At 67.4% G+C, this 18,955-nt stretch carries 15 protein-coding genes and 1 tRNA gene; 10 read left to right on the forward strand and 6 right to left on the reverse strand.

Annotation, left to right across the window (positions count from 1 at the left end; genetic code table 11):
* Window positions 1-187 precede the first annotated feature (187 nt).
* Window positions 188-1,966 carry a hydrogenase maturation protein gene (locus IEY79_RS06645; RefSeq protein WP_189106360.1) on the reverse strand — a complete coding sequence of 593 codons (1,779 nt, stop codon included), beginning with the start codon at window positions 1,964-1,966 and terminating at the stop codon, window positions 188-190.
* Between the two features lie 351 nt (window positions 1,967-2,317).
* Between IEY79_RS06645 and qcrB the strand changes: the two genes are divergently transcribed.
* Complete coding sequence (gene qcrB / locus IEY79_RS06650; protein WP_189106361.1) at window positions 2,318-3,946, forward strand: cytochrome bc1 complex cytochrome b subunit; 1,629 nt, start codon at window positions 2,318-2,320, stop codon at window positions 3,944-3,946.
* Window positions 3,947-3,985: 39 nt separating this feature from the next.
* Here qcrB and IEY79_RS06655 read toward each other — a convergent pair whose 3' ends face one another.
* A complete protein-coding gene (locus IEY79_RS06655) occupies window positions 3,986-5,488 on the reverse strand; it encodes a family 43 glycosylhydrolase (RefSeq protein ID WP_229700693.1) in 1,503 nt (500 codons plus the stop codon).
* A gap of 874 nt (window positions 5,489-6,362) precedes the next feature.
* Here IEY79_RS06655 and IEY79_RS06660 point away from each other — a divergent pair.
* Window positions 6,363-6,554 (forward strand): DUF397 domain-containing protein, encoded by a 192-nt coding sequence (locus IEY79_RS06660; protein WP_189106362.1) that lies wholly within the window; start codon window positions 6,363-6,365, stop codon window positions 6,552-6,554.
* Window positions 6,555-6,655: 101 nt separating this feature from the next.
* Here the strand turns inward: IEY79_RS06660 and IEY79_RS06665 are convergent, their stop codons facing one another.
* Entirely contained in the window at window positions 6,656-7,540 is an 885-nt protein-coding gene (locus IEY79_RS06665; RefSeq protein WP_189106363.1) for a helix-turn-helix domain-containing protein, read from the reverse strand.
* Window positions 7,541-8,564: 1,024 nt separating this feature from the next.
* Here IEY79_RS06665 and IEY79_RS06670 point away from each other — a divergent pair.
* Window positions 8,565-8,651 (forward strand) — tRNA-Ser (locus tag IEY79_RS06670).
* A 339-nt stretch (window positions 8,652-8,990) separates the two neighbouring features.
* On the opposite strand, the gene IEY79_RS06675 is transcribed toward IEY79_RS06670, so the two are convergent.
* The gene (locus IEY79_RS06675; RefSeq protein ID WP_189106364.1) at window positions 8,991-9,131 is read right to left on the reverse strand and encodes a hypothetical protein; all 141 of its coding nucleotides are present in this window, start codon (window positions 9,129-9,131) and stop codon (window positions 8,991-8,993) included.
* Between the two features lie 1,049 nt (window positions 9,132-10,180).
* On the opposite strand from IEY79_RS06675, the gene IEY79_RS06680 reads away from it, so the two are divergent.
* Window positions 10,181-10,801, forward strand: coding sequence for a hypothetical protein (locus IEY79_RS06680; protein WP_229700695.1), 621 nt, complete (start codon window positions 10,181-10,183; stop codon window positions 10,799-10,801).
* On the forward strand, window positions 10,798-11,631 hold the full coding sequence (locus IEY79_RS06685) for a scabin-related ADP-ribosyltransferase (RefSeq protein ID WP_189106366.1): 834 nt from the start codon (window positions 10,798-10,800) through the stop codon (window positions 11,629-11,631). Before IEY79_RS06680 ends, IEY79_RS06685 begins: the two co-directional genes overlap by 4 nt.
* A gap of 212 nt (window positions 11,632-11,843) precedes the next feature.
* Here the strand turns inward: IEY79_RS06685 and IEY79_RS06690 are convergent, their stop codons facing one another.
* The gene (locus IEY79_RS06690) at window positions 11,844-12,311 is read right to left on the reverse strand and encodes a hypothetical protein (protein WP_189106367.1); all 468 of its coding nucleotides are present in this window, start codon (window positions 12,309-12,311) and stop codon (window positions 11,844-11,846) included.
* Window positions 12,312-12,788: 477 nt separating this feature from the next.
* Here IEY79_RS06690 and IEY79_RS06695 point away from each other — a divergent pair, with 477 nt between their 5' ends.
* On the forward strand, window positions 12,789-13,244 hold the full coding sequence (locus IEY79_RS06695; protein WP_189106368.1) for a lamin tail domain-containing protein: 456 nt from the start codon (window positions 12,789-12,791) through the stop codon (window positions 13,242-13,244).
* Between the two features lie 181 nt (window positions 13,245-13,425).
* Window positions 13,426-14,361, forward strand: a complete 936-nt coding sequence (locus tag IEY79_RS06700) for a COG1361 family protein (protein ID WP_189106369.1) — start codon at window positions 13,426-13,428, stop codon at window positions 14,359-14,361.
* 75 nt (window positions 14,362-14,436) lie between these two features.
* Here IEY79_RS06700 and IEY79_RS06705 read toward each other — a convergent pair whose 3' ends face one another.
* Window positions 14,437-15,381 carry a bifunctional DNA primase/polymerase gene (locus IEY79_RS06705; RefSeq protein ID WP_189106370.1) on the reverse strand — a complete coding sequence of 315 codons (945 nt, stop codon included), beginning with the start codon at window positions 15,379-15,381 and terminating at the stop codon, window positions 14,437-14,439.
* Between the two features lie 329 nt (window positions 15,382-15,710).
* Between IEY79_RS06705 and IEY79_RS06710 the strand changes: the two genes are divergently transcribed.
* The 3 genes from IEY79_RS06710 to IEY79_RS06720 all read left to right on the forward strand — a co-directional run bounded on the left by IEY79_RS06710 (window position 15,711) and on the right by IEY79_RS06720 (window position 18,949).
* Window positions 15,711-16,016: a hypothetical protein gene (locus IEY79_RS06710; RefSeq protein ID WP_189106371.1), complete on the forward strand. Its 306-nt coding sequence runs from the start codon at window positions 15,711-15,713 to the stop codon at window positions 16,014-16,016.
* 471 nt (window positions 16,017-16,487) lie between these two features.
* Window positions 16,488-17,096, forward strand: a complete 609-nt coding sequence (locus IEY79_RS06715) for a SigE family RNA polymerase sigma factor (protein ID WP_189106372.1) — start codon at window positions 16,488-16,490, stop codon at window positions 17,094-17,096.
* A 194-nt stretch (window positions 17,097-17,290) separates the two neighbouring features.
* The gene (locus IEY79_RS06720) at window positions 17,291-18,949 is read left to right on the forward strand and encodes a long-chain fatty acid--CoA ligase (RefSeq protein WP_189106447.1); all 1,659 of its coding nucleotides are present in this window, start codon (window positions 17,291-17,293) and stop codon (window positions 18,947-18,949) included.
* Window positions 18,950-18,955: the final 6 nt, after the last annotated feature.

Here is an 18,955-nt window from a genome sequence, read left to right on the forward strand (position 1 = left end):
GACACGAGGTGTACGGCGCCGCCCGAGCGACACCAGGAGATGACCGGCCGAATCCCCCCGTCAGCGGCAGAAGACGTACGGAGCGCCTCCTACCGAGGACGCGTACCGAAGACCGCGTACGGAGCCCCTCCTACAGAAGACATCGCACGGAGGACCTCCTACGGAAGGCAGCCTCTTACGGCCGTCCTCAGCCCCGGCGCGACACCCCGGCCCGGAGATGGTCCGGCGTTGACGAGGGCTTCGTCTTCCGTACGAAGGCGGACCGCAGGGCGTGGTACGGCGCGCCGGGATCGAAGAACGTCTCCCGCATCTCGGCCAGTTCCGCCTCCCGGTACGAGCTCAGCGGCGCGACGGCCTCGTCCCGTTCGCGCGCCGCCTTCTTCTCGCTGACGCGCCGCTGCGTCCCCGGCGCCGACGCGAGCCGCGAGGCGTGGCGCGCGACCGCGGAGCCGAAGCCCTGGGGCGTGCTGTCGATGACCACGTCCACCAGGCCGATCTCCCGCGCGCGGGCCGCCGTCACCGGAAGGGCGCGCCGCGTCAGACGCTCGGCCTCCTCGTTCCCCACCCGGCGGGGCAGCGTGTACGTCCAGTACTCCGACCCGTACAGCCCCATCAGCCGGTAGTGCGGGTTGAGTACGGCTCCGGCCCGGCACCAGACCTCGTCCGCCGCCAGGGCCAGCATGGCGCCGCCCGCCGCCGCGTTGCCGCCGAGCGCGCTCACGAGCAGCCGGTCCGTCGTGGTCAGCAGGGCCTCCACGAGGTCGTCCATGGCGTTGATGTTGTCCCAGGACTCCCGCGCGGGGTCGGCGGACCCCTCGATGACATTCAGCTGGATGCCGTTGGAGAAGAAGTCCCGGCCCCCGCCGAGGACCAGCACCGTGGCCGGCCGCGTGCGGGCGAACTCGTACGCCCGGAGCAGGCGCCGGCACTGCCCCGTGCTCATCGCACCGCCCGCGAAGGCGAACGACAGGAAGCCGACCGGCCCCTCCTCGCGGTAGCGGATGTCACTCCACGTCCGCCGCCCGGCGGGCAGTTCCCAGGGGACGTCGGCCTCGGGCAGCACCGGCATCCGGTCGCCGAGGGCCATGACCGCGGGCAGTTTGAAGGTGGCCGGGCCGCCGGCCTTCCGCCGGGCCCGCAGCTCCGGGATCCACACCGCACCGTCCACGGTCGCCCGGCAGATCGCACCCGACCTGGTGGCGAGCAGCTCTCCGGGCTTCCCGCGCAGGGTGTCCTCGGGGTGGCCGCCGTGCAGGTACCACTCCTCTTCGAGGAGTACGTCCAGCACGCCTGGCTGCGAGTCCGCGCCGCGCAGCTTGCGTACGACGGTCTCGGTCGGGTCCGACGCCCAGTCGACGCGCCGGAGACTCTGCCCGAAGTACGGCCGAGTGCGAACCGCTCCGGCGCGCACCGCCGCCGTGCCCACCGCGGTGCCCTCGGCCGTGCCCGTCGCGGTGTCCTTGGCCGCTCCCGCAGGGCCGGTGTCCTGCGGCCGAGGTACGTAGGTCCCGGAGGCGAAGCGCTCCACCGCGAGCAGCACGGCTTCGAGGGCGGCGTCGGACACCTCGTTGCGGTAGAGGTCGCTCTTCCCGATCGCCGCCGGCACGTCACACCGGGCCGAGGCCCACACGTCCCCGCCGTCCATCTCCGCGGCGGCTTGCAGGACGGTGACGCCCCATTCGGCGGCGCCCGTGTGAACAGCCCAGTCCAGGGAGGACGGCCCGCGGTCGCCGACCGGTCCCGGATGGACGATCAGACAGACGTGCGCGGACCAGATGTCGGCCGGGATCGCGGTCTTGAGCATGGGGGCGATGACGAGATCGGGGGTGGTACGTCGTACGGCTTCGCGCAAGGGCTCGTCACCCAGGGCCAGTTCGACGCGGACGGTGTGCCCGCGGTCCCCGAGTTCGGCGAATACACGCTGGGTCAGACTGTTGAACGCACTCGCGACCAGCAGGATGTCCACGACAAGCTCCCTCACGCCGATCGGCCGAGGCGGCCCGTACGCCACCCGCCGCCGATCATGACGCACCCGGCCCGCCGGGCCGGGGAGCCCCGCCCGGACGGTCGCGCCCCGTCCGATCCGCCGCCGATCCGCCGCCAGCCCGCCGCCGGCCCGCCGCCGGCCCGCCGCCGACCCGCCAAACGGCGGAGTGCGGCGCCTTCAGCGCGACCGCCAGGTCTTGTCCCCGCCGCGGAATGTGCCCCGTACTGGTGAAAGAGGCCCCGGCACCCATTGGTCGCAGCCGTACGCGGTATTGATCTCCCGGGCGAGGACCGCATCGAGTACCCCCCACCGCAAGAGGGGTAGAAGCAGATGAGTACAGATCACGGACCGGCCGAGCCCCGGCAAGCTCGTCAAGACCATCACGAGCGCCAAGAGCCCACAAAACGTACGGGCGAGAAACTCGCGGACTGGGCGGACGGCCGACTCGGCTTCCACAAAGTCGTCAGGGCCACGATGCGGAAGGCTTTCCCGGATCACTGGTCCTTCATGCTGGGTGAGATCTGTCTCTACAGCTTCGTCGTCATCGTCCTCACGGGTGTGTATCTGACGTTCTACTTCCATCCGTCATCCGCACAGATGACGTACGACGGCAGTTATGCGCCTCTGCGCGGGCAACTGGTCTCGGAGGCATACGCCTCGGCGCTGGACATCTCCTTCGACGTCCGCGGCGGCCTGCTCATCCGGCAGGCCCACCACTGGGCGGCGCTGGTGTTCGTCGCCGCCGTGCTGGTGCACATGATGCGCGTCTTCTTCACCGGCGCGTTCCGCAAGCCCCGCGAGGTCAACTGGCTTCTCGGATTCGCACTGCTGATCCTCGCCATGTTCGCGGGGCTGACCGGATACGACCTGCCGGACGATCAACTGTCCGGGACCGGGCTCGCGATCGTCAACGGAACGCTTCTCTCCACGCCGATCGTCGGCTCGTACTTGTCGATGTTCCTCTTCGGCGGGGATTTCCCGGGGAACGATCTGATCGCGCGCTTCAACACCATCCATATCCTTGTGCTCCCGGGCCTCATGGCGGCACTCCTGGTCGGCCATCTGGCGCTGTTGCTCTATCACAAGCACACGCAGTACGCCGGACCGGGCCGCACGAAGAACAATGTGGTCGGTCTGCCCGTTCAGGTATACGTCGCGAAGACGGCCGGGTATTTCTTCATGGTCACCGGCGTGATCTTCATCGTCGCGGCCATCGCGCAGATCAACCCCATCTGGGCTTACGGCCCTTACCGGCCCGACCAGGTTTCGGCGGGGTCGCAGCCCGACTGGTACATGGGTGTGGCGGACGGCTTTCTCCGTGTGATGCCCGGCTGGGAGATCAATCTCTGGGGCCACACCCTGGCCATCGACAACTTTCTCCCCCTGCTGGTCGGCGTCGGCCTCTTCCTGGCCATGGGCGTCTACCCCTTCATCGAAGCCTGGGTCACCGGCGACGACCGGGAACAGAACCTCCTCGACAGACCCCGCGACCGCCCGGTCCGCACCGGGCTGGGGGTCGCGTGGCTGAGCGTGTACCTGGTGGCACTGCTCGGCGCCGCGAACGACCTGATCGCCACGCACTTCCATCTCTCCGTCAACACGGTGACGTGGGCGGTCCGGTTCGGCCTCTTCGCGGTCCCGCTGGTCGCCTACGTGGTCGCGAAGCGCTGCGCCCTGGGCCTCCAGCGCCGCGACCGCGAGAAGGTGCTGCACGGTCGCGAGACGGGCGTCATCAAGCGCCTCTCGTACGGCGAGTTCGTCGAGGTGCACGAACGACTCACCCCGGAACAGCTGCACGCGCTCACGGCCCACGAACAGTACGAGCCCCTCCCCCCGGGCAACGATCGCGCCTGGACCCAGCGCCTGCGCGTCAGACTCAGCCGCGGCTACTACGGCGCCGACGCGCAGATCGCCAAACCCACGGCCCGCGAATACGAGGAGATCACTCGCGGGCACTGATACGGCAGAGGGCGGGGCAGGGCAGAGCGGGTCTGCGGCTCAGCCGGCCTTGTCGACGGAGACGTTGTCGAAGTCCGCGGCGGTGTTGAAGACCCGTACGCCGTTGGCCCCGCTGCCGTAGGTGGCATCGGTCACCGAGATCTTCGGCCTGGCCATGTCGTCGACGTACACCTTGATCTCGGAGCCGACGGCGGAGATTCGCACGTGGTGGGACGGGCCGGCGGGGCGGGAGATCTTGGCGGACCCCAACTGAGTCCAGGAGTCGTTCACCCGGCCGAGTACCACCGTGCCGGCCGGGCTGACGCCCGCGTAGTAGCCGGTGTAGCTGTCGACGCCGACCGCCGGGCGTGTGGCGCGGAAGATCAGCCCCGCGTCACCGCGCCCCGAGGTGACCTTGACGTCGGCGTCGTAGGTGAAGTCGGCGAAGTTCGTGTCGAGTAGCGCCTTGCCGCCTGGGGAAGCGGCTGCTCGATAGCGTCCGCCGTCGACCGACCACGAGCCTCCGTAGGTCTTCCACCCCAGCGCGTTGCCGTCGGCGAAGTTGTCCTCGACCTCCATCGTGACGGGCTCGATCGTGCCGTCCGCGTTGAAGTACATACGGTCGTAGGCCAGTTGGCGGTTGTTTCCGGCGGTCTCGCTCAGTGGCCTGCGGTGATAGACGATGTACCAGATGTCCGTGCCGGGCACATTGACCACGGAGTTGTGGCCGGAGCCCTTGGCCACGGCGGGGTCCTGGGCGAGTACCTTCTCGATCTTGGCGAAGGGGCCGGTCGGTGAGTCGGACATGGCGTAGGAGACCGAGTAGTTCGGGCCGGTCCAGCCTCCCTCGGACCACATCAGGTAGTACTTGCCGTCGCGCTTGAACATCTGCGAGCCCTCGACATAGTCCGCGGGCGTGATCTCCTTGTACGTACTGCCGTCGGGGAACGTGCCGAGGCTGGTCATGTCGTCATTGAGTTTGACGACGTTCGCGTGTCCCCAGCCTCCGTAGTACATGTAGGCCTGACCGTCGTCGTCGATGAAGACGTCCTGGTCGATGGGCTGGGCGCCGTTGTGGAACTGTCCGATCAGCGGGTGGCCGAGGGCGTCGGCGTACGGGCCCTCAGGCTTGTCCGCGACGGCGACGCCGATACCGCCGAGGCTGTCGTTGTCCTGGATGTCGTTGGCCGCGAAGAACAGGTAGTACTTGCCGTCGCGCTCGACCGGCGCCGGCGCCCACACGGCGTACTCGGCCCAGGAGATGTCGGCGGTGGTCAGCACCTTCTCGTGCTTGGTCCAGTTGACCATGTCGGTCGAGGAGAAGGCGTCGAGGTAGGTCTGCTCCGCGTACGTCTTCGACGTGGTCGGATACACCCAGTAGGTGTCGTCGTACACGACAGTGTCCGGATCCGCGTACCAGCCGTCGACGAACGGATTGCCCGCCCCGACGACTTGCCGCGCGGGCACCGCGACGGCGGCACCGGGCGAGAACATGGCGACCAGGCAGCCCACGAGCAGTGCGGCTACGGCCTTTGCGTGGAGTCTGAGCACTCGAGCGTCCATCGTCGGCAGCTCCGCATGTGGGGGTGGGCAGCACGAACACCGGTCTCGGCAGAACATTCCCGCACAGTAAGTAACAGGACCGTACACGTTCCACCAATGCTGCCCGCCCACCTGAGCGGCCGTCAATACCCGCGCGACCGTGCCGCGGGCGCACCCCGGGCGTCCGCATCGCCAACAGCGGAGGCCTTGATCAGGCCTCCGCTGCGTCATACGGGATCCGCTACCTCATGAAGTGGGGCAGTACGACCGTCCCGGCGAATTCGACGGCTTCTGGTGCTGTAGCGGCTACTACAGCGATCAGTGTGCACAGCCGTAACGTTTTTCCCCAGCTCTGCAGAGCCGTAGTCAGGATATTGCCGGCACTACTACGTCTCACTTCAACCTCCTCTCCTGTGATCGCGCATCGTCGCTGCTGCGCTCAGCCGTGATCCTGGCACGGGAGCCGGGACAAGTCAGGGGCGCACACAGGGCGATCAAAGGCAGAGCGCGAGGTGCCCCATTCAGGCCATATGACCCGGGAATGAAGAACCTCGCGCTCTTGTCCTTGGTAGCCGCCAAGGACGTGCTGCCCCTACCACAGCAGGCAGCGGATCCAACGACAAGTATGGGACCGACCGGGCAACTTGCCAAGCGGCGGAAAGCGTGCAGTCATGACTATCCCCGCTCGCTACCGGCTGTGACCGACTCCGGCCGGTTGTCGGGGACGGGGACCAGGTCGTGACATCGAAAGCTCGGGGCAATTTCATCGCTGATCGAGCTTCTCGGGGACATCTGTTGTGAAAGGATCACCGAGGGGATGGCTCTGATGTTCATCCGCGCTCAACAGGTCTCACCGTGGGCGATGAAGTCCCGTCAGAAAGTAGTATAAGTAAGAATGTCGGATCTGTATGTAGCTCGCTGGAAGAAAAGCTCTTTCAGTGAAGAAGAAAACTGTGTTGAAATCGCTACGGGGAGTACTGTCCTGGTTCGTGACAGTAAGCGTGCTGTGATGGATTCACATCTCTCTTTTGATTATGGCGCGTGGCGAGCATTCGTTGGGCTCTGTAAAGCAGGAGATCAAAGCTAGTCGCTGTTCGGTGTGACAGTCGTCTGATTTACGGGCGCCCGCCCGGCTTCGCTCGGTTCGCGTAGATTCTGGTGAAGTCGGGCGGGCGCCCGCGGTCAACTTCAGAAGTCACGCATGGCGTTCTGTAGCAATTTGGTCGTGGATTCCTTGCTGACGTCCTGTTCGAGCCCCCAGAAGGCTTCCAAGAAATAACTGGGAGTCTCGTCGTGAGGCGCGGAATCCAAGTCTTCTCTTGTGATGAAGGACATCCCTGAACTGCGCTCTATGTACAGAGCGTTACCATTCTTCCCGCCGTCAGGGAATTCGAAGATGACGTAAGACTTATTGAACAGACGGTAGGCTGCGCGAGAGAACGGCACGACGCGGATCTTCACTCTCTGGTCATCCATGAGGTCCAGTAGGTGGCGGAGTTGTCGACGCATGGTCGAGCGCAGCTCCGCGGCACGGCAGATGACACTCTGGTCAAGAATGAAGTGCAATTCTTTTTCGGGAAGCTCGAGCACCCTGGCCTGACGTTCCGCCCGCAGGTCCAGAAGTGCCTTCTCCCTCTTCGGGTCGTTCTCCAGGAAAAGATTGCGAGAGATCTCTCTCGTGTAGTCCTCGATCTGCAACAGGCCGGGCACGACCCTGGGCTCGTAGTTCCTTATCAGGGTTGCGGAGTTTTCGTAGCTCAAGAAGGTGCGGAACTGGGGCGTGGTGAACTCCCTGTACTCCTCCCACCACGCGTGACTCTTCATTCGCGCCAGCCGGGCCAACTGCACAAAATCCGCCACGGTCCCAGGATCGGATATACCGTAAAGTGGAAGCAGGGCGCGGATGTCGTTGACCGCTATCCCGACCCTCCCGGCTTCGATCCTAATGATTTTCGATGTGGACCATTCCATCTCCTCCGCCACCTCACGCTGTGTCAATCCGGAGGCTTCTCTGGCCGACCTCAACCTGTCCCTCAGGCGTCCCCTGGTAAATAGCGGCTCCCGAGACGACATGATTAACTCCAGGTGGCAGCGGTCACATCATTAACCAGCGCATCAGCGGCGTAAACTATCTGCCGCGTGGCCTAAAGCGTCGTTGCAAGTGGCCGCGTGGCAGTTGGCCGTGAAAATCTGAGTGTCTAGCATATAAAGGCGCTCGGCAATAGACCCGCGGCGGAGCACATATGCCAGCTGAAGCGGTGAGGGCGCGCGGTGGCACCAGGCAATGAAGTTGTGCGCCTGCTGCATAGATCGCGGGCGCCAGAAGGATCCCGAGAAGTAATCGATCTCGCACAGAGCTGCACGAATTACGGTCTCCGCTGTCGCGACAAGGCTTGACGCGTCGCCGTAGTACGTCGCCCGCACGGGTGCGACGAGTGGACCTGGCCTGCGCGCCGATCGCGGCCGGGCGGAACCCGGTCGCGAGGACGTTGGCCTGAGTCGTGGCGCTTCTCCACGGCATGGTGGTCCCGCTGCTCCTTCTTGTCGGGCTGACCGCCGTCCTCGCCCTTGCCGGCTACGGATTCGGGGGACTCGGCCGGGTTGGCTTCCGTCATGCCGACGCCGCGGTGTGGCTGTCGCCGGCGCGGTCGTCCAGGCGGAGGACGGCGGCACCAATTCGCCACCCGCTCCGCCCTGCCGGTGGTCGCCCAAGGCGGAGCGTGTCATCGCCTGCACGGTGGACTCCGGTTCGTCCGCGAGACGACGGAACCCGGAGGGTTCAATCCGGCCGCGCTGGGCTTCGCCCTCGCGTCCGCCCTGTGCGCTGCCGCGTTGGCTCTCGGATCGGTCCCGGACTGATTTCGGAGCCGTCAGCCGACCCGACCTGTAGTACGTCCGGCGGACACGCGGGACGAGTGCGCTGTACCCGCAGGAGCGTTTCGCTGACCACGCTTTGACCGTGCTGCCGTTAGCGCCATCAATGAGTTCGACGAGGGTCCTCGTGGTGACCCTACGGACCCCCAGGGAGGGACCAACGCCACGGGCCCGGCCGCAGCCGGTAGGCTGTAGCCGCTCCGTCGCTGGTGGGCGGGGCGTGGGTGGGTTGCCCGAGCGGCCTAAGGGAACGGTCTTGAAAACCGTCGTGGCAGCGATGTCACCGTGGGTTCAAATCCCACACCCACCGCGCAGGTGAAACGGCCTCTGACCAGGTGACACGGTCGGGGGCCGTTCCCGTGTCCGGCCCCGCGACCGACCGTCATTTCCCCCTTGGCTTTCCAGCCGAGTCGGCACGCCAGGGACACGGCAGTAGGTCAGATGGCGGCCGAAGCCCCAGATGCGTCCTGCGGCGGCGTCGCCACCCGGCCGATGTCTCCCAACGCGGATCCTGGTCAAACATGACGAGCCCAGATCGGGCCAGATCCGCCGTCGCTGCGGCGGCCCAGATTCTGAAGACGGCCGACCCCGCTTGGCGGGGGTGGCCACCCGGTGTGAGGCGGTTCAACTCCCGGAGCAACACCGTCAGTTACGTACCGGTGCCAGCGCTCGACGGTGAGACGTAGCCGTTGTTCTGGTACTGCCCGCCCTCGCGCTCCGAGCGCTTCGTCCAACCGGCGATCCTGCGCAACGCGGCTGCCTCGCTGTTCGTCCACCCGATGTCGTTCAACGAAGGGGATAGGACCTGAGGCCCGTGGTGGGCCCGATGTGGGCCCGACGTGGGTCCGGGGGCCCTGCGGATTGGGTCCGGCGACTACATAGCGTGGCGGCATACGCGTCACGGCTGGACCGGGGGAGCCTGACTTATTCAGTGGGTTGTTGGAAAGGTTTCTCTGTTGTCCGATTCACAGGGCCTGGCGTTCCAGGGCGGCCTACCGCAGCGCCGCTGGGAGTTGCCGCGATCGCTCGCCGGGACCCGAATTCTGTTGTATCTGATGTTCGCTCTCACGCTGCTGGGCGCCGTCGATGTACTCAACTCGCTGCTGGAGCTCGGCACCCGAATCACGCTGACGCTCAGTCTGGCGGCCGTGTACGCGATCGCGCCGGGAATCGCCGCTGTGATCCTGGCGCGTCGTCTGTGGACGGGTGGGAAGGTCGTCTGGTTCGCGTTGATCGCGCTTCAGGCGTGGTTGCTGGTCGGCAGCGTTGTCAATCTGTACGCGGGTTCGGCGCGCGGGGTCAGCCAGCTGCTGCTGCCAGGTGTGCTGTTGGCGCTGGTCAGTGTGGGTGCGAGCCGGGCTTGGTTCGAGCTGCCGGCGGAGCAGCGTGCTGTACGGCCGCGTTGGACGCGTGAGCGGGTGCGTCGGGCGATCCCGTCCATTCCGCGGATGATCGGGTGGCGCAGGAGCGGCGGTCAGTCGACGGTCGAGTACGCGGGCATGGTGGGTCTGGTTGCCCTGATCATTGGCACGCTTCTTTTCGGCGGCGTGGGAACCCAGCTGGCGGGCGGTCTCCAGACCGCGGTCTGCAACATCCTCGGCGGCGACTGCGAGAGCGACACGGTCGCCGGGGACGGGGGTGACTCGGGCGGTAGTGGATCTGTCGGTGGAGGGTCTGTCGGTGGTGGTTCTGACGGTGGCGGGTCCAACGGCGGGTCCAACGGCGGGTTCGACAGCGGTGGTTCGGACGGTGGTGGTTCGGACGGTGGCGGTTCGGACGGGGGTGGTTCGGACGGCGGTGGGGTGAACGGCGGGTCTGACGGCGGTGGGTCCGACAGCGGTGGTTCTGTCGGTGGCGGGTCTGACGGCGGCGCGGAACACGGTGGTTCTGTCGGTGGCGGGTCTGATACCGGTGGGGCGAACGGCGGGTCTGACGGTGGTGGAGCGGTCGCAGGTGGTGCGGCGGCTGCGGCTGGCGGGGCGGTTGCTGGTGGCGCTGCGGCTGGTGGCTCGGCTGCGGCCGGTGGTGCTGCAGCTAGTGGTGGTGCTGCGGCCGGTGGAGCGGTCGCTGGCGGGGCGGTTGTTGGTGGTGCTGCGGCTGGTGGCTCGGCTGCGGCTGGTGGTGCTGCAGCTAGTGGTGGTGCTGCCGCTGCCGGTGGTGCGGCTGGTGGCTCGGCTGCGGCTGGCGGCGCTGCCGCCGCTGGTGGTGCGGCTGCAGCCGGTGGAGCGGTTGCCGGTGGCGCTGCAGCCAGTGGTGGTGCTGCTGCCGCTGGTGGTGCGGCCGGTGGCTCTGCTGCTGCCGGCGGTGGCGCCGCTGCCGGTGGGGGGTCCAGCAGTGGTGGGTCGGACGGGGGTGCGTCCGATGGCGGTTCGGAGGGTGACACCGAAGACAGCGACGTCCCCGAAGACAGCGAGACGGAATGCCCGAACGCCTCCAACGTCGCCTTCTTCGGCAGTGTGACCACCGGCGGGCCAGGCAGCGGGCGCTACACGCTCGCCTCGGCCGAGGCCCGGCGGGTTTACCTCAGCGGCGCTGCGCTCGCAGCCGCTCCCGGTGCCCCGAACGCCATGGCTCTGGCGCGGTCGGTATCGGGGGCCTCGCTTCCTGGCGTCGGTACGTTCCAAGACGTCAAGCACAAATTCGTCGTCGCTATTGGACTCAGCGAGCCGGCTCCGCCGACCAGGCCGGATCCGGAGCCCGATCCGGAGCCAGAGCCCCAGCCGGAGCCGGAGCCCGATCCCCAGCCGGAACCCGAGCCGGAACCCCAGCCCGGGTCCGAAATCGAGCAGGGGCAGACAGACTGCTCGGTCGCCAACCCCGGGAAGAACCCTCATCCGGAAGTCGCGGTCACGGACGTTGACACGTCTGGCCTGCCGAAGGATGTGAAGTGGCGTGACTCGGACGAGCCTCTGTACCGCTTCGACGACCGTCCCCCGAGCGAGATCTTCGTGGAGGACTTCGAGCCGAAGAATCCGGACAACTCGAACCTGTGGGACTTCACCAGGAGCAACACCGATTCGGCGTTCGTCTCGACGACAACGAGCGATGAACCGGATGATTTCTACACGACGAAGTACCGCTACGACATCGATCCGCCGGGTGGCATCGACATCAACGAGACCCTCGGGGACGAAAGCCGGTATCCACACGAGAAGGAGATCGCCTTCCCCGGCGGGATCCAGTCGAAGTACATCAAGGGCGCCTGGGAGCTCGACTCGAACGGCAAACCTACGGGTGAGTTCATAGAGAACCCGTATTACGAGACACCGGAGGAGCGGCTGGAGGACTGACGGCCGCCGCGGCGCGGTACCGGCTACCGCTCACCACCGGGTCGTGGGATTCCCACGGCCCGGTGGTCCGTTTTCCGCCCCGGAGTGCGTCGGGCGATGACGAGACAGGTCAGGCCCTGGGTCTTCTGAGGTTCCTGAGGCAGGTTGCCTTCGCCGCGGCAACCACAGGGTCCGCTCCCGGTGCGACCTCAACGAGGCGCGGGGGCTGGCCCTTAGCCCGCCAGGAGCAGGTAGGCGACGACGCAGGCCATGATGCCCTGCCCCGCGACGGTCAGCCGCAGCCCCCAGATGTACTCACCGCTGTGGTATTTCCAGACGCCCGCGCTGCCTGCCCACAATTCGCGGGCGTGCCGAGCATTCGCTGAGGCCAGGCATCTGACCAGTGCCATCCGAGCCCTATGTATGGCTTGCACATACCTGAAAAAGAGTGCGGCTCCGCTCAGCGCTATCCCGACGCCGAGGACCAGGATGATCCGAAGGGCGAGCGGTAGCCCGAGCAGCTTGGAGAACGGGAGTTGCGTCAACGTCACCAATATGGACGTGAGCGAGACAGTCACGTACATATTGACGTGCTTGGCATCTTCACCGGCGATTTCTACCAGCGCCGTTATGTACTGCAACTTCCGTTCTTCCGGCCCCTCAAGATCTGAGTGATCTGTGGGAAATGAGTGAACTGCCACGGCGCCCCCCGGGTATGGCTGTTGGGTGAGAATGCCCGGAGCCGTGGTGGCGCACACCAGCGACTGTGGGGAGAGTCGGTCGGACGGCGTGAGATGGGCGTGGATCCGCAGGATGACCCCTAGGTCGGCTCGGCCGTCTGAGCATGGGGTTCCTCCCGGAGGGTTGGCGTTCACCTGCTCGGCGTCCCGCATCCGCCGGGGGGATTAGGGGGGGACAGCCTTCGACGCACGCCGGCCGGAGCGCTCCCAGCAGCCTCGGCACGTTCTTTCCGATCGTGATCAGGAGTAGTACTCGGGCAGAGTCGCGAAGCTGGCCTCGCCCCAGTCGCGAAATGGGCTTCACGGTACGGCAGTTGGTTCCTCTACCGGTCAGTATGTCCTTGTTCTCGAAAAGGCAACCGGTTCTGGACGCTTGGTCATAATCTGGGCGCCTGCCGGGCCCTTTGGGGGGTGCCCGGCCTCGATCAGAGGACGCACATGCGCTATTCCCGCACGCTTTCCACCGTCGCCGCCACGGCGGCGGTGGTCGCCGGAACGGTCCTGCTGCCTACGCAGGCCCAGGCCGTCGGGTCGGTTCATCTGTACAAGATCCACTACGACAGTCCCGGCACGGACAGCCGCTCCAACGCCAGTCTCAACGGTGAGTACGTGCAGATCCGCAACACCACCACCAGGGCCGTCAGTCTGACGGGCTGGACGGTCGTCGACGGTGCGAGTCACAAGTACACCTTCGGCAGTTACTCGCTCGCCCGGGGCAAGACGGTGACCGTACGCACGGGTTCGGGAACGAACACCGCCGCGAACCGCTACCAGCGGCGTGCCGCGTACATCTGGAACAACGACCGGGACAAGGCCACGCTCAAGGAGTCGACCGGGGCCTTGGTGGACACCTGCTCGTACAACTCGACTCGCGTCGACTACAAGATCTGCTGACCGTCCGGCCGTGAACGTCGGCGCCCGTCCTCGCGTCCCGTACGTCGCGGGGGAGGGCGGGCGCCGGCCCCGGTCATCGTTCCTCCACATCGGTGAGCACAACCAGGCGTGGAATTTCGGTGTCTAGCAGGTGACCAACGGGACGCGTAGTCCCGTCTCCGCATGTTCGAGGAGACCCACCGTGCACCACCACAAGCGCCTCTCGCGCCTCTCGCGCCTGACATCAACAGCCGTGGCGGCAGCCGCGGTTGCCACGGCTCTGCCGATCGCGCTCGCGCCCGGCGCGTACGCGGACGAGCCCATCGCGCCGGAGCTGACCGTGTCTGAGCTGTCGGGGAATCAGCTCAGGCCCGGCGAGGTCCGCACCGACTCCGTCACCCTCACCAACAACGGCACGGCCGCCACCGACGGTGTCACCTTCCGGCTGCGGCTCACGCGCGGGCTGGCCTTCACCGAGCCCGTCGACGGCTGCACGTACTCGACGGTCGGGGACAAGATCAAGCAGGCGCTGTGCGAGCTCGACGTCGGCATCGCGCCGGGCGAGAGCTACACCGTGCCGGTGACGTACAAGGTGCTGAAGACGGCGCTGATGGAGGTTGTCGAGTACGGCACGGGCCGTACCGGCGAGGCCCCGGGCGAGGGTTACGACGAGGCCCACCGCCGGCTCGCGCTGAACACGGACAGCTCGGCCGATCTCGTCGCGACGGGGGACGAGGCCGCGGGGAAGCCCGGCGGCAAGGTCGTCGTCACACCCTCGATCCGCAACGACGGACCGGGCTGGATCCAGAACAACGAGAGCGACGACCACCCCGCGCTCCTCGTGAACATCCCCAAGGGCACGACGGCCGTCGAAGTCCCCGAGGAGTGCAAGCCGTTCGGGATCGACGGGCCGACCGGGCCGTCGGAGCCGGGGCATCCGAAGTACGTCTGCCAGGAGGACGACTACACCCTGGAGGTCGGTGAGATCGAGGCGTTCGCCATCGTTCTGAAGATCGACAAGGGGCGGCGGGCCGATACCTCCGGTGAGGTCAAGGCCACGTCGAACTACGACATCGAGCCCGTCTACGACACCGACAAGTCCAACAACAAGGCCGCGTTGAGCATCGACGTGCGGTAGCCATCAGCGAGGTGGAGGGGCGTTCACCCGTTCGATGCCGTTGAGCGCCCCTCTTCTGTCTTTGTGCGTACGGCGCTACGCGGGCCCGGCCGTCAGGCGTGACGCCGAGGCGATCGTCGCGCGCGCCTCGTGTTCGGCGAGGCCCGTGCGCACGGCGGCGTCGACCAGTGACTCCACGAGCGCCTCGCCGAAGCCGTGCTCGTACGCCCGGCACGCCGCCCAGAACAGCCGGGTGTTGCGCTGGCCCGCGTGCGCGGCGAGTACGAACTGCACCAGGCCGTGGCCCTGCGCCGGGCGGCCCCGGCGTCCGCCCGGTCCCGCGTGGCGGACGCGCTCGGGGGGCGTGAGCAGGCGCAGCAGGGCGCGTGGGCAAGGCGCGGGGGTGAGTCCGGCCGAGCCGGGGGCCAGCCGGTACGCGCCACGGGCGGAGACGGAGCCGGGCCCGACGAGATAGCCGCCCGCGCCCCGTACGTCGATACCGGGCGCCAGGCGGCCGGCCGAGTTGGGGACCGTGACTCCGGCCGGGCCCGACAGCCAGATGTGCCGGCCGCCGCTCGGGGTGAGCACGACGACGGTCTCGGGCAGCGTGAACAGATGCTGGAAGGCGAGCTGCTGGAGCGCGGCCACCGAGTCCGGCGTGGCGTCGACGCCCATGCCCTCGCCCAAGCCCGGCCCCGCGCCCACCCCCGCCGTCGCGGTCGTCGGCGTGACGTCCAGGTCGATGCCGACCAGATGGTGCGGCGCCCGTCCGCAGGCGATGCCGTAACCCGTCGCCCAGGGCGCGGCGGCGAACAGTGCCCGTACGGCGGCCGGGTCGGTCGTGGCGTCGTGCACGCCGTGACCAGGGAGGCCGCACTCACCGCGGCAGGGGCCGGAGCCGGAGCCGGGCCGGTCCCGATGCGGTGAGCGCAGGGCGGGGAGCTTGCTGGGGGACAGCGGGATGACGGGGAACCCGCTTTCGGCTGCTGAGAGCGCGTACGCGAGGGCCAGGGTGGTCGAGTGCGGGGCAGTGATGGCCATGGATCCATGTTCGCACTGTTGTTCGAAGAACGGGAGTGGGAAAGATTGGCCGAAAGTGTGCCGAAACGCTTCACCTCTTGCCTGAACCGGGCCCTGACGCGCTCCGTACGGGTGCATACCGACCGAACTGGCCCGTTGATGTCGTGAAGGGGGTTTATCGATATGTCCTCACGCTTGCGAGGGAATAACCCGCTCAGGGCTGGTTCGCGGGGGATTCGGTGGGCAACTCTTGATCCGCGACGTCGAGAACAGCGTCGGGGCGGTCGGCCAACTGCCCTGGCAAGAGCCGTACTTCTCGTTCAGAAGATCTCGTTCCTGGAGGAACTGACATGGCAAGCTTCCGTACCGCCCGCGTCTTCGCCGCCGTCGCAGCTCTGCCGCTCGCCGCGGCACTGTTCACCGGCTCGGCAACGGCCGACGACTTCGCGGACGACGGATCGAACGCCAGCGTGGCCACGATCGTCGGCAGTGGTGTGGGCGACGACAACTCCGGCAACTCGACGACCACACAGCAGACGGCGACCGGCGCGGGCGCGTCGAATCAGAACAACACCGCCAACGTCAACGGCTCCGGCTTCACCGTGATCGACCAGTCCAACGAGAACATCGCGGTGAACTTCTTCGACCTCTTCTAGCGCGCGGCCCGACGGGGGTGTGACTGAGGGGTGAGCGGCGGTCCGCACGACGGCACTTGGGTGTCACCGTGCGGACCGCCCTCGTTTTCCCGCTGCCCGCTGCCCGCTGCCCGCTGCCCGCTGCCCCAGCCCGCCCCTCCCCCTCAGTCCCTGGCCGCCCCCGGGACGACACGCCGCGGCGTGTCCCACCCTCATCACCCAGGTGTACGGCTCCGACACCCCCGCCCTCGCGTGCGTGGCCCGCACCGCTCCCACCTGCGGATTCAGTCCCCCCAAGCCCTCGGGGCCACCCCACGGCACCGCGCCGAAGATCCACAGCGATCCCCCGTCTCCGGGGCCGACCCTGACGAGAGTGATCCCCTCCTCCATCTTCAGGAGGTGTGGTCGGCACCACTTCTACTCCCTGAGGCGGACGTACCTTCGGGACCTGGGGCCGATCCCCTGCGAGGGGCCCGCTCCTAGCGTGGAGCCATGACCACGCCTGTCTGCACGAGCGCCTCCAAGGCCGTCTCGTATTCGCCGTACCACCCGAACTCGCATCCACCCGCTCACACCCACCCGCACCAGCAGTCCCACCCGCACACGCCGTACAAGTCCTTCTCGTCGTACGTACGGGCGCGGGGGCCCGTGCTGCTGCGTACCGCGCGCTCGCTCACCGCGAATCCGAGCGACGCCGAGGACCTTCTGCAGACGGCCCTCACCAAGACGTACGTCGCCTGGGACCGGATCGAGGACCATCGCGCCCTCGACGGCTATGTCCGCCGGGCCCTCGTCAACACCCGCACCTCGCAGTGGCGCAAGCGCAAGGTCGACGAGTTCGCCTGCGAGGAGCTGCCCGAACCGGCCGGTCTTCCCGCGCCCGACCCGGCCGACGAGCAGGTGCTCCACGACGCGATGTGGCGCGCCGTGATGAAGCTGCCGGACAGACAGCGCGCGATGGTGGTGCTCCGTTATTACGAGGATCTGAGCGAGGTCCAGACCGCCGAGGTGCTCGGGGTCTCCGTCGGCACGGTGAAGAGCGCGGTGTCGCGTGCGCTCGGGAAGCTGCGCGAGGACCCGGAGCTGACGCCCGTCCGCTGACTCACCACCGTTGAACCGCAGCCGCAGGGAAAACCCCGGCGGACAAGCCCGGCGCATGCCGGGTCCCGCTCCGCGGACTGTTTTGTACTCCCGGGTAGTGACATACCGAGTGGTATGTGAGCAGAATCTCCGCAAACCTTTTCTGCCACACCGCGCCGCTGTCGCCTGGCGCCAGCGCCCACCGGGAGGACGCCGTGCTGAGCACCATGCAGGACGTACCGCTGACTGTGACCCGCATCCTGCACCACGGGATGACCATCCACGCGAAGTCGCAGGTCACCACCTGGACCGGGGAGAGTGAGCCGCAGCGCCGCAGTTTCGCCGAGATCGGCGCACGCGCGGCACAGCTCGCCGGCGCCCTGCGCGACGAGCTCGGTGTCAGCGGCGACGACCGGGTCGCGACTCTCATGTGGAACAACTCTGAACATGTCGAGGCATACTTCGCGATTCCCTCGATGGGGGCCGTCCTCCACACGCTCAACCTGCGCCTGCCCCCGGAGCAGTTGGTCTGGATCGTCCGGCACGCGGCCGACCGCGTCGTCCTGGTGAACGGTTCCCTGCTGCCGCTCCTCGCGCCGCTCCTTCCCCATCTGACGACCGTCGAGCACGTCGTCGTGTCCGGTCCCGGCGACCGGGGCCCGCTGACGGAGGCCGCCGCGGGCAGCGCTGTCCAGGTGCACGAGTACGAGGACCTGATCGCCGGGCGGCCCACCACGTACGACTGGCCCGAGCTGGACGAACGCACCGCCGCCGCCATGTGTTACACCTCCGGCACCACCGGTGAGCCGAAGGGTGTCGTCTACTCGCACCGTTCGATCTATCTGCACTCGATGCAGATCAACCTGGCCGAGTCGATGGGGCTGACCGACAAGGACACGACCCTCATCGTCGTACCGCAGTTCCACGTCAACGCCTGGGGCCTGCCGCACGCGACCTTCATGACCGGCGTCGGCATGCTCATGCCCGACCGCTTCCTCCAGCCCGCGCCGCTCGCCGACATGATCGAGAGCGAGAAGCCCTCGCACGCCGCTGCCGTGCCGACGATCTGGCAGGGCCTCCTCGCCGAAGTCCTCGCCAAGCCGCGCGATCTGACCTCCATGGCCCGCGTCACCATCGGCGGCGCGGCCTGTCCGCCCGCGCTGATGGAGGCGTACGACAAGCTCGGCGTACGGCTCTGCCATGCCTGGGGTATGACGGAGACCTCGCCGCTCGGTACGACGTCCAACCCGCCCGCCGGTCTCACCGCCGAGGAGGAGTGGCCGTACCGCATCACCCAGGGCCGTTTCCCCGTCGGCGTCGAGGCGCGGCTGACCGGTCCCGACGGCGACACGCTGCCGTGGGACAACGAGTCGGCCGGTGAGCTGGAGGTGCGCGGGCCCTGGATCGCGACCTCCTACTACGGCGGCGCCGGCGCCGAACCGCTCAGGCCCGAGGACAAGTTCAGCGAGGACGGCTGGCTGAAGACGGGCGACGTCGGCGTCATAAGCCCCGACGGCTATCTCACCCTCACCGACCGCGCGAAGGACGTCATCAAGTCCGGTGGCGAGTGGATCTCCAGCGTGGCGCTGGAGAACGCGCTGATGGCGCATCCGGACATCGCCGAGGCCGCCGTCGTTGCCGTGCCCGACGAGAAGTGGGGCGAACGGCCGCTCGCGACCGTCGTGTTGAAGGAGGGCGCGAGCGCCGACTACGAGTCGCTGAAGGCCTTCCTCGCCGAGAAGGTCGCCAAGTGGCAGCTGCCGGAGCGGTGGTCGGTGGTGGAGTCGGTGCCGAAGACGAGCGTCGGGAAGTTCGACAAGAAGGTGATCCGCAAGCAGTACGCGGACGGGGAGCTGGACGTCACCGAGGTGTAGGTCCAC

The sequence above is a fragment of the Streptomyces camponoticapitis genome, from assembly GCF_014646115.1.
In the GTDB taxonomy this organism is placed as follows: Bacteria; Actinomycetota; Actinomycetes; order Streptomycetales; family Streptomycetaceae; genus Streptomyces; species Streptomyces camponoticapitis.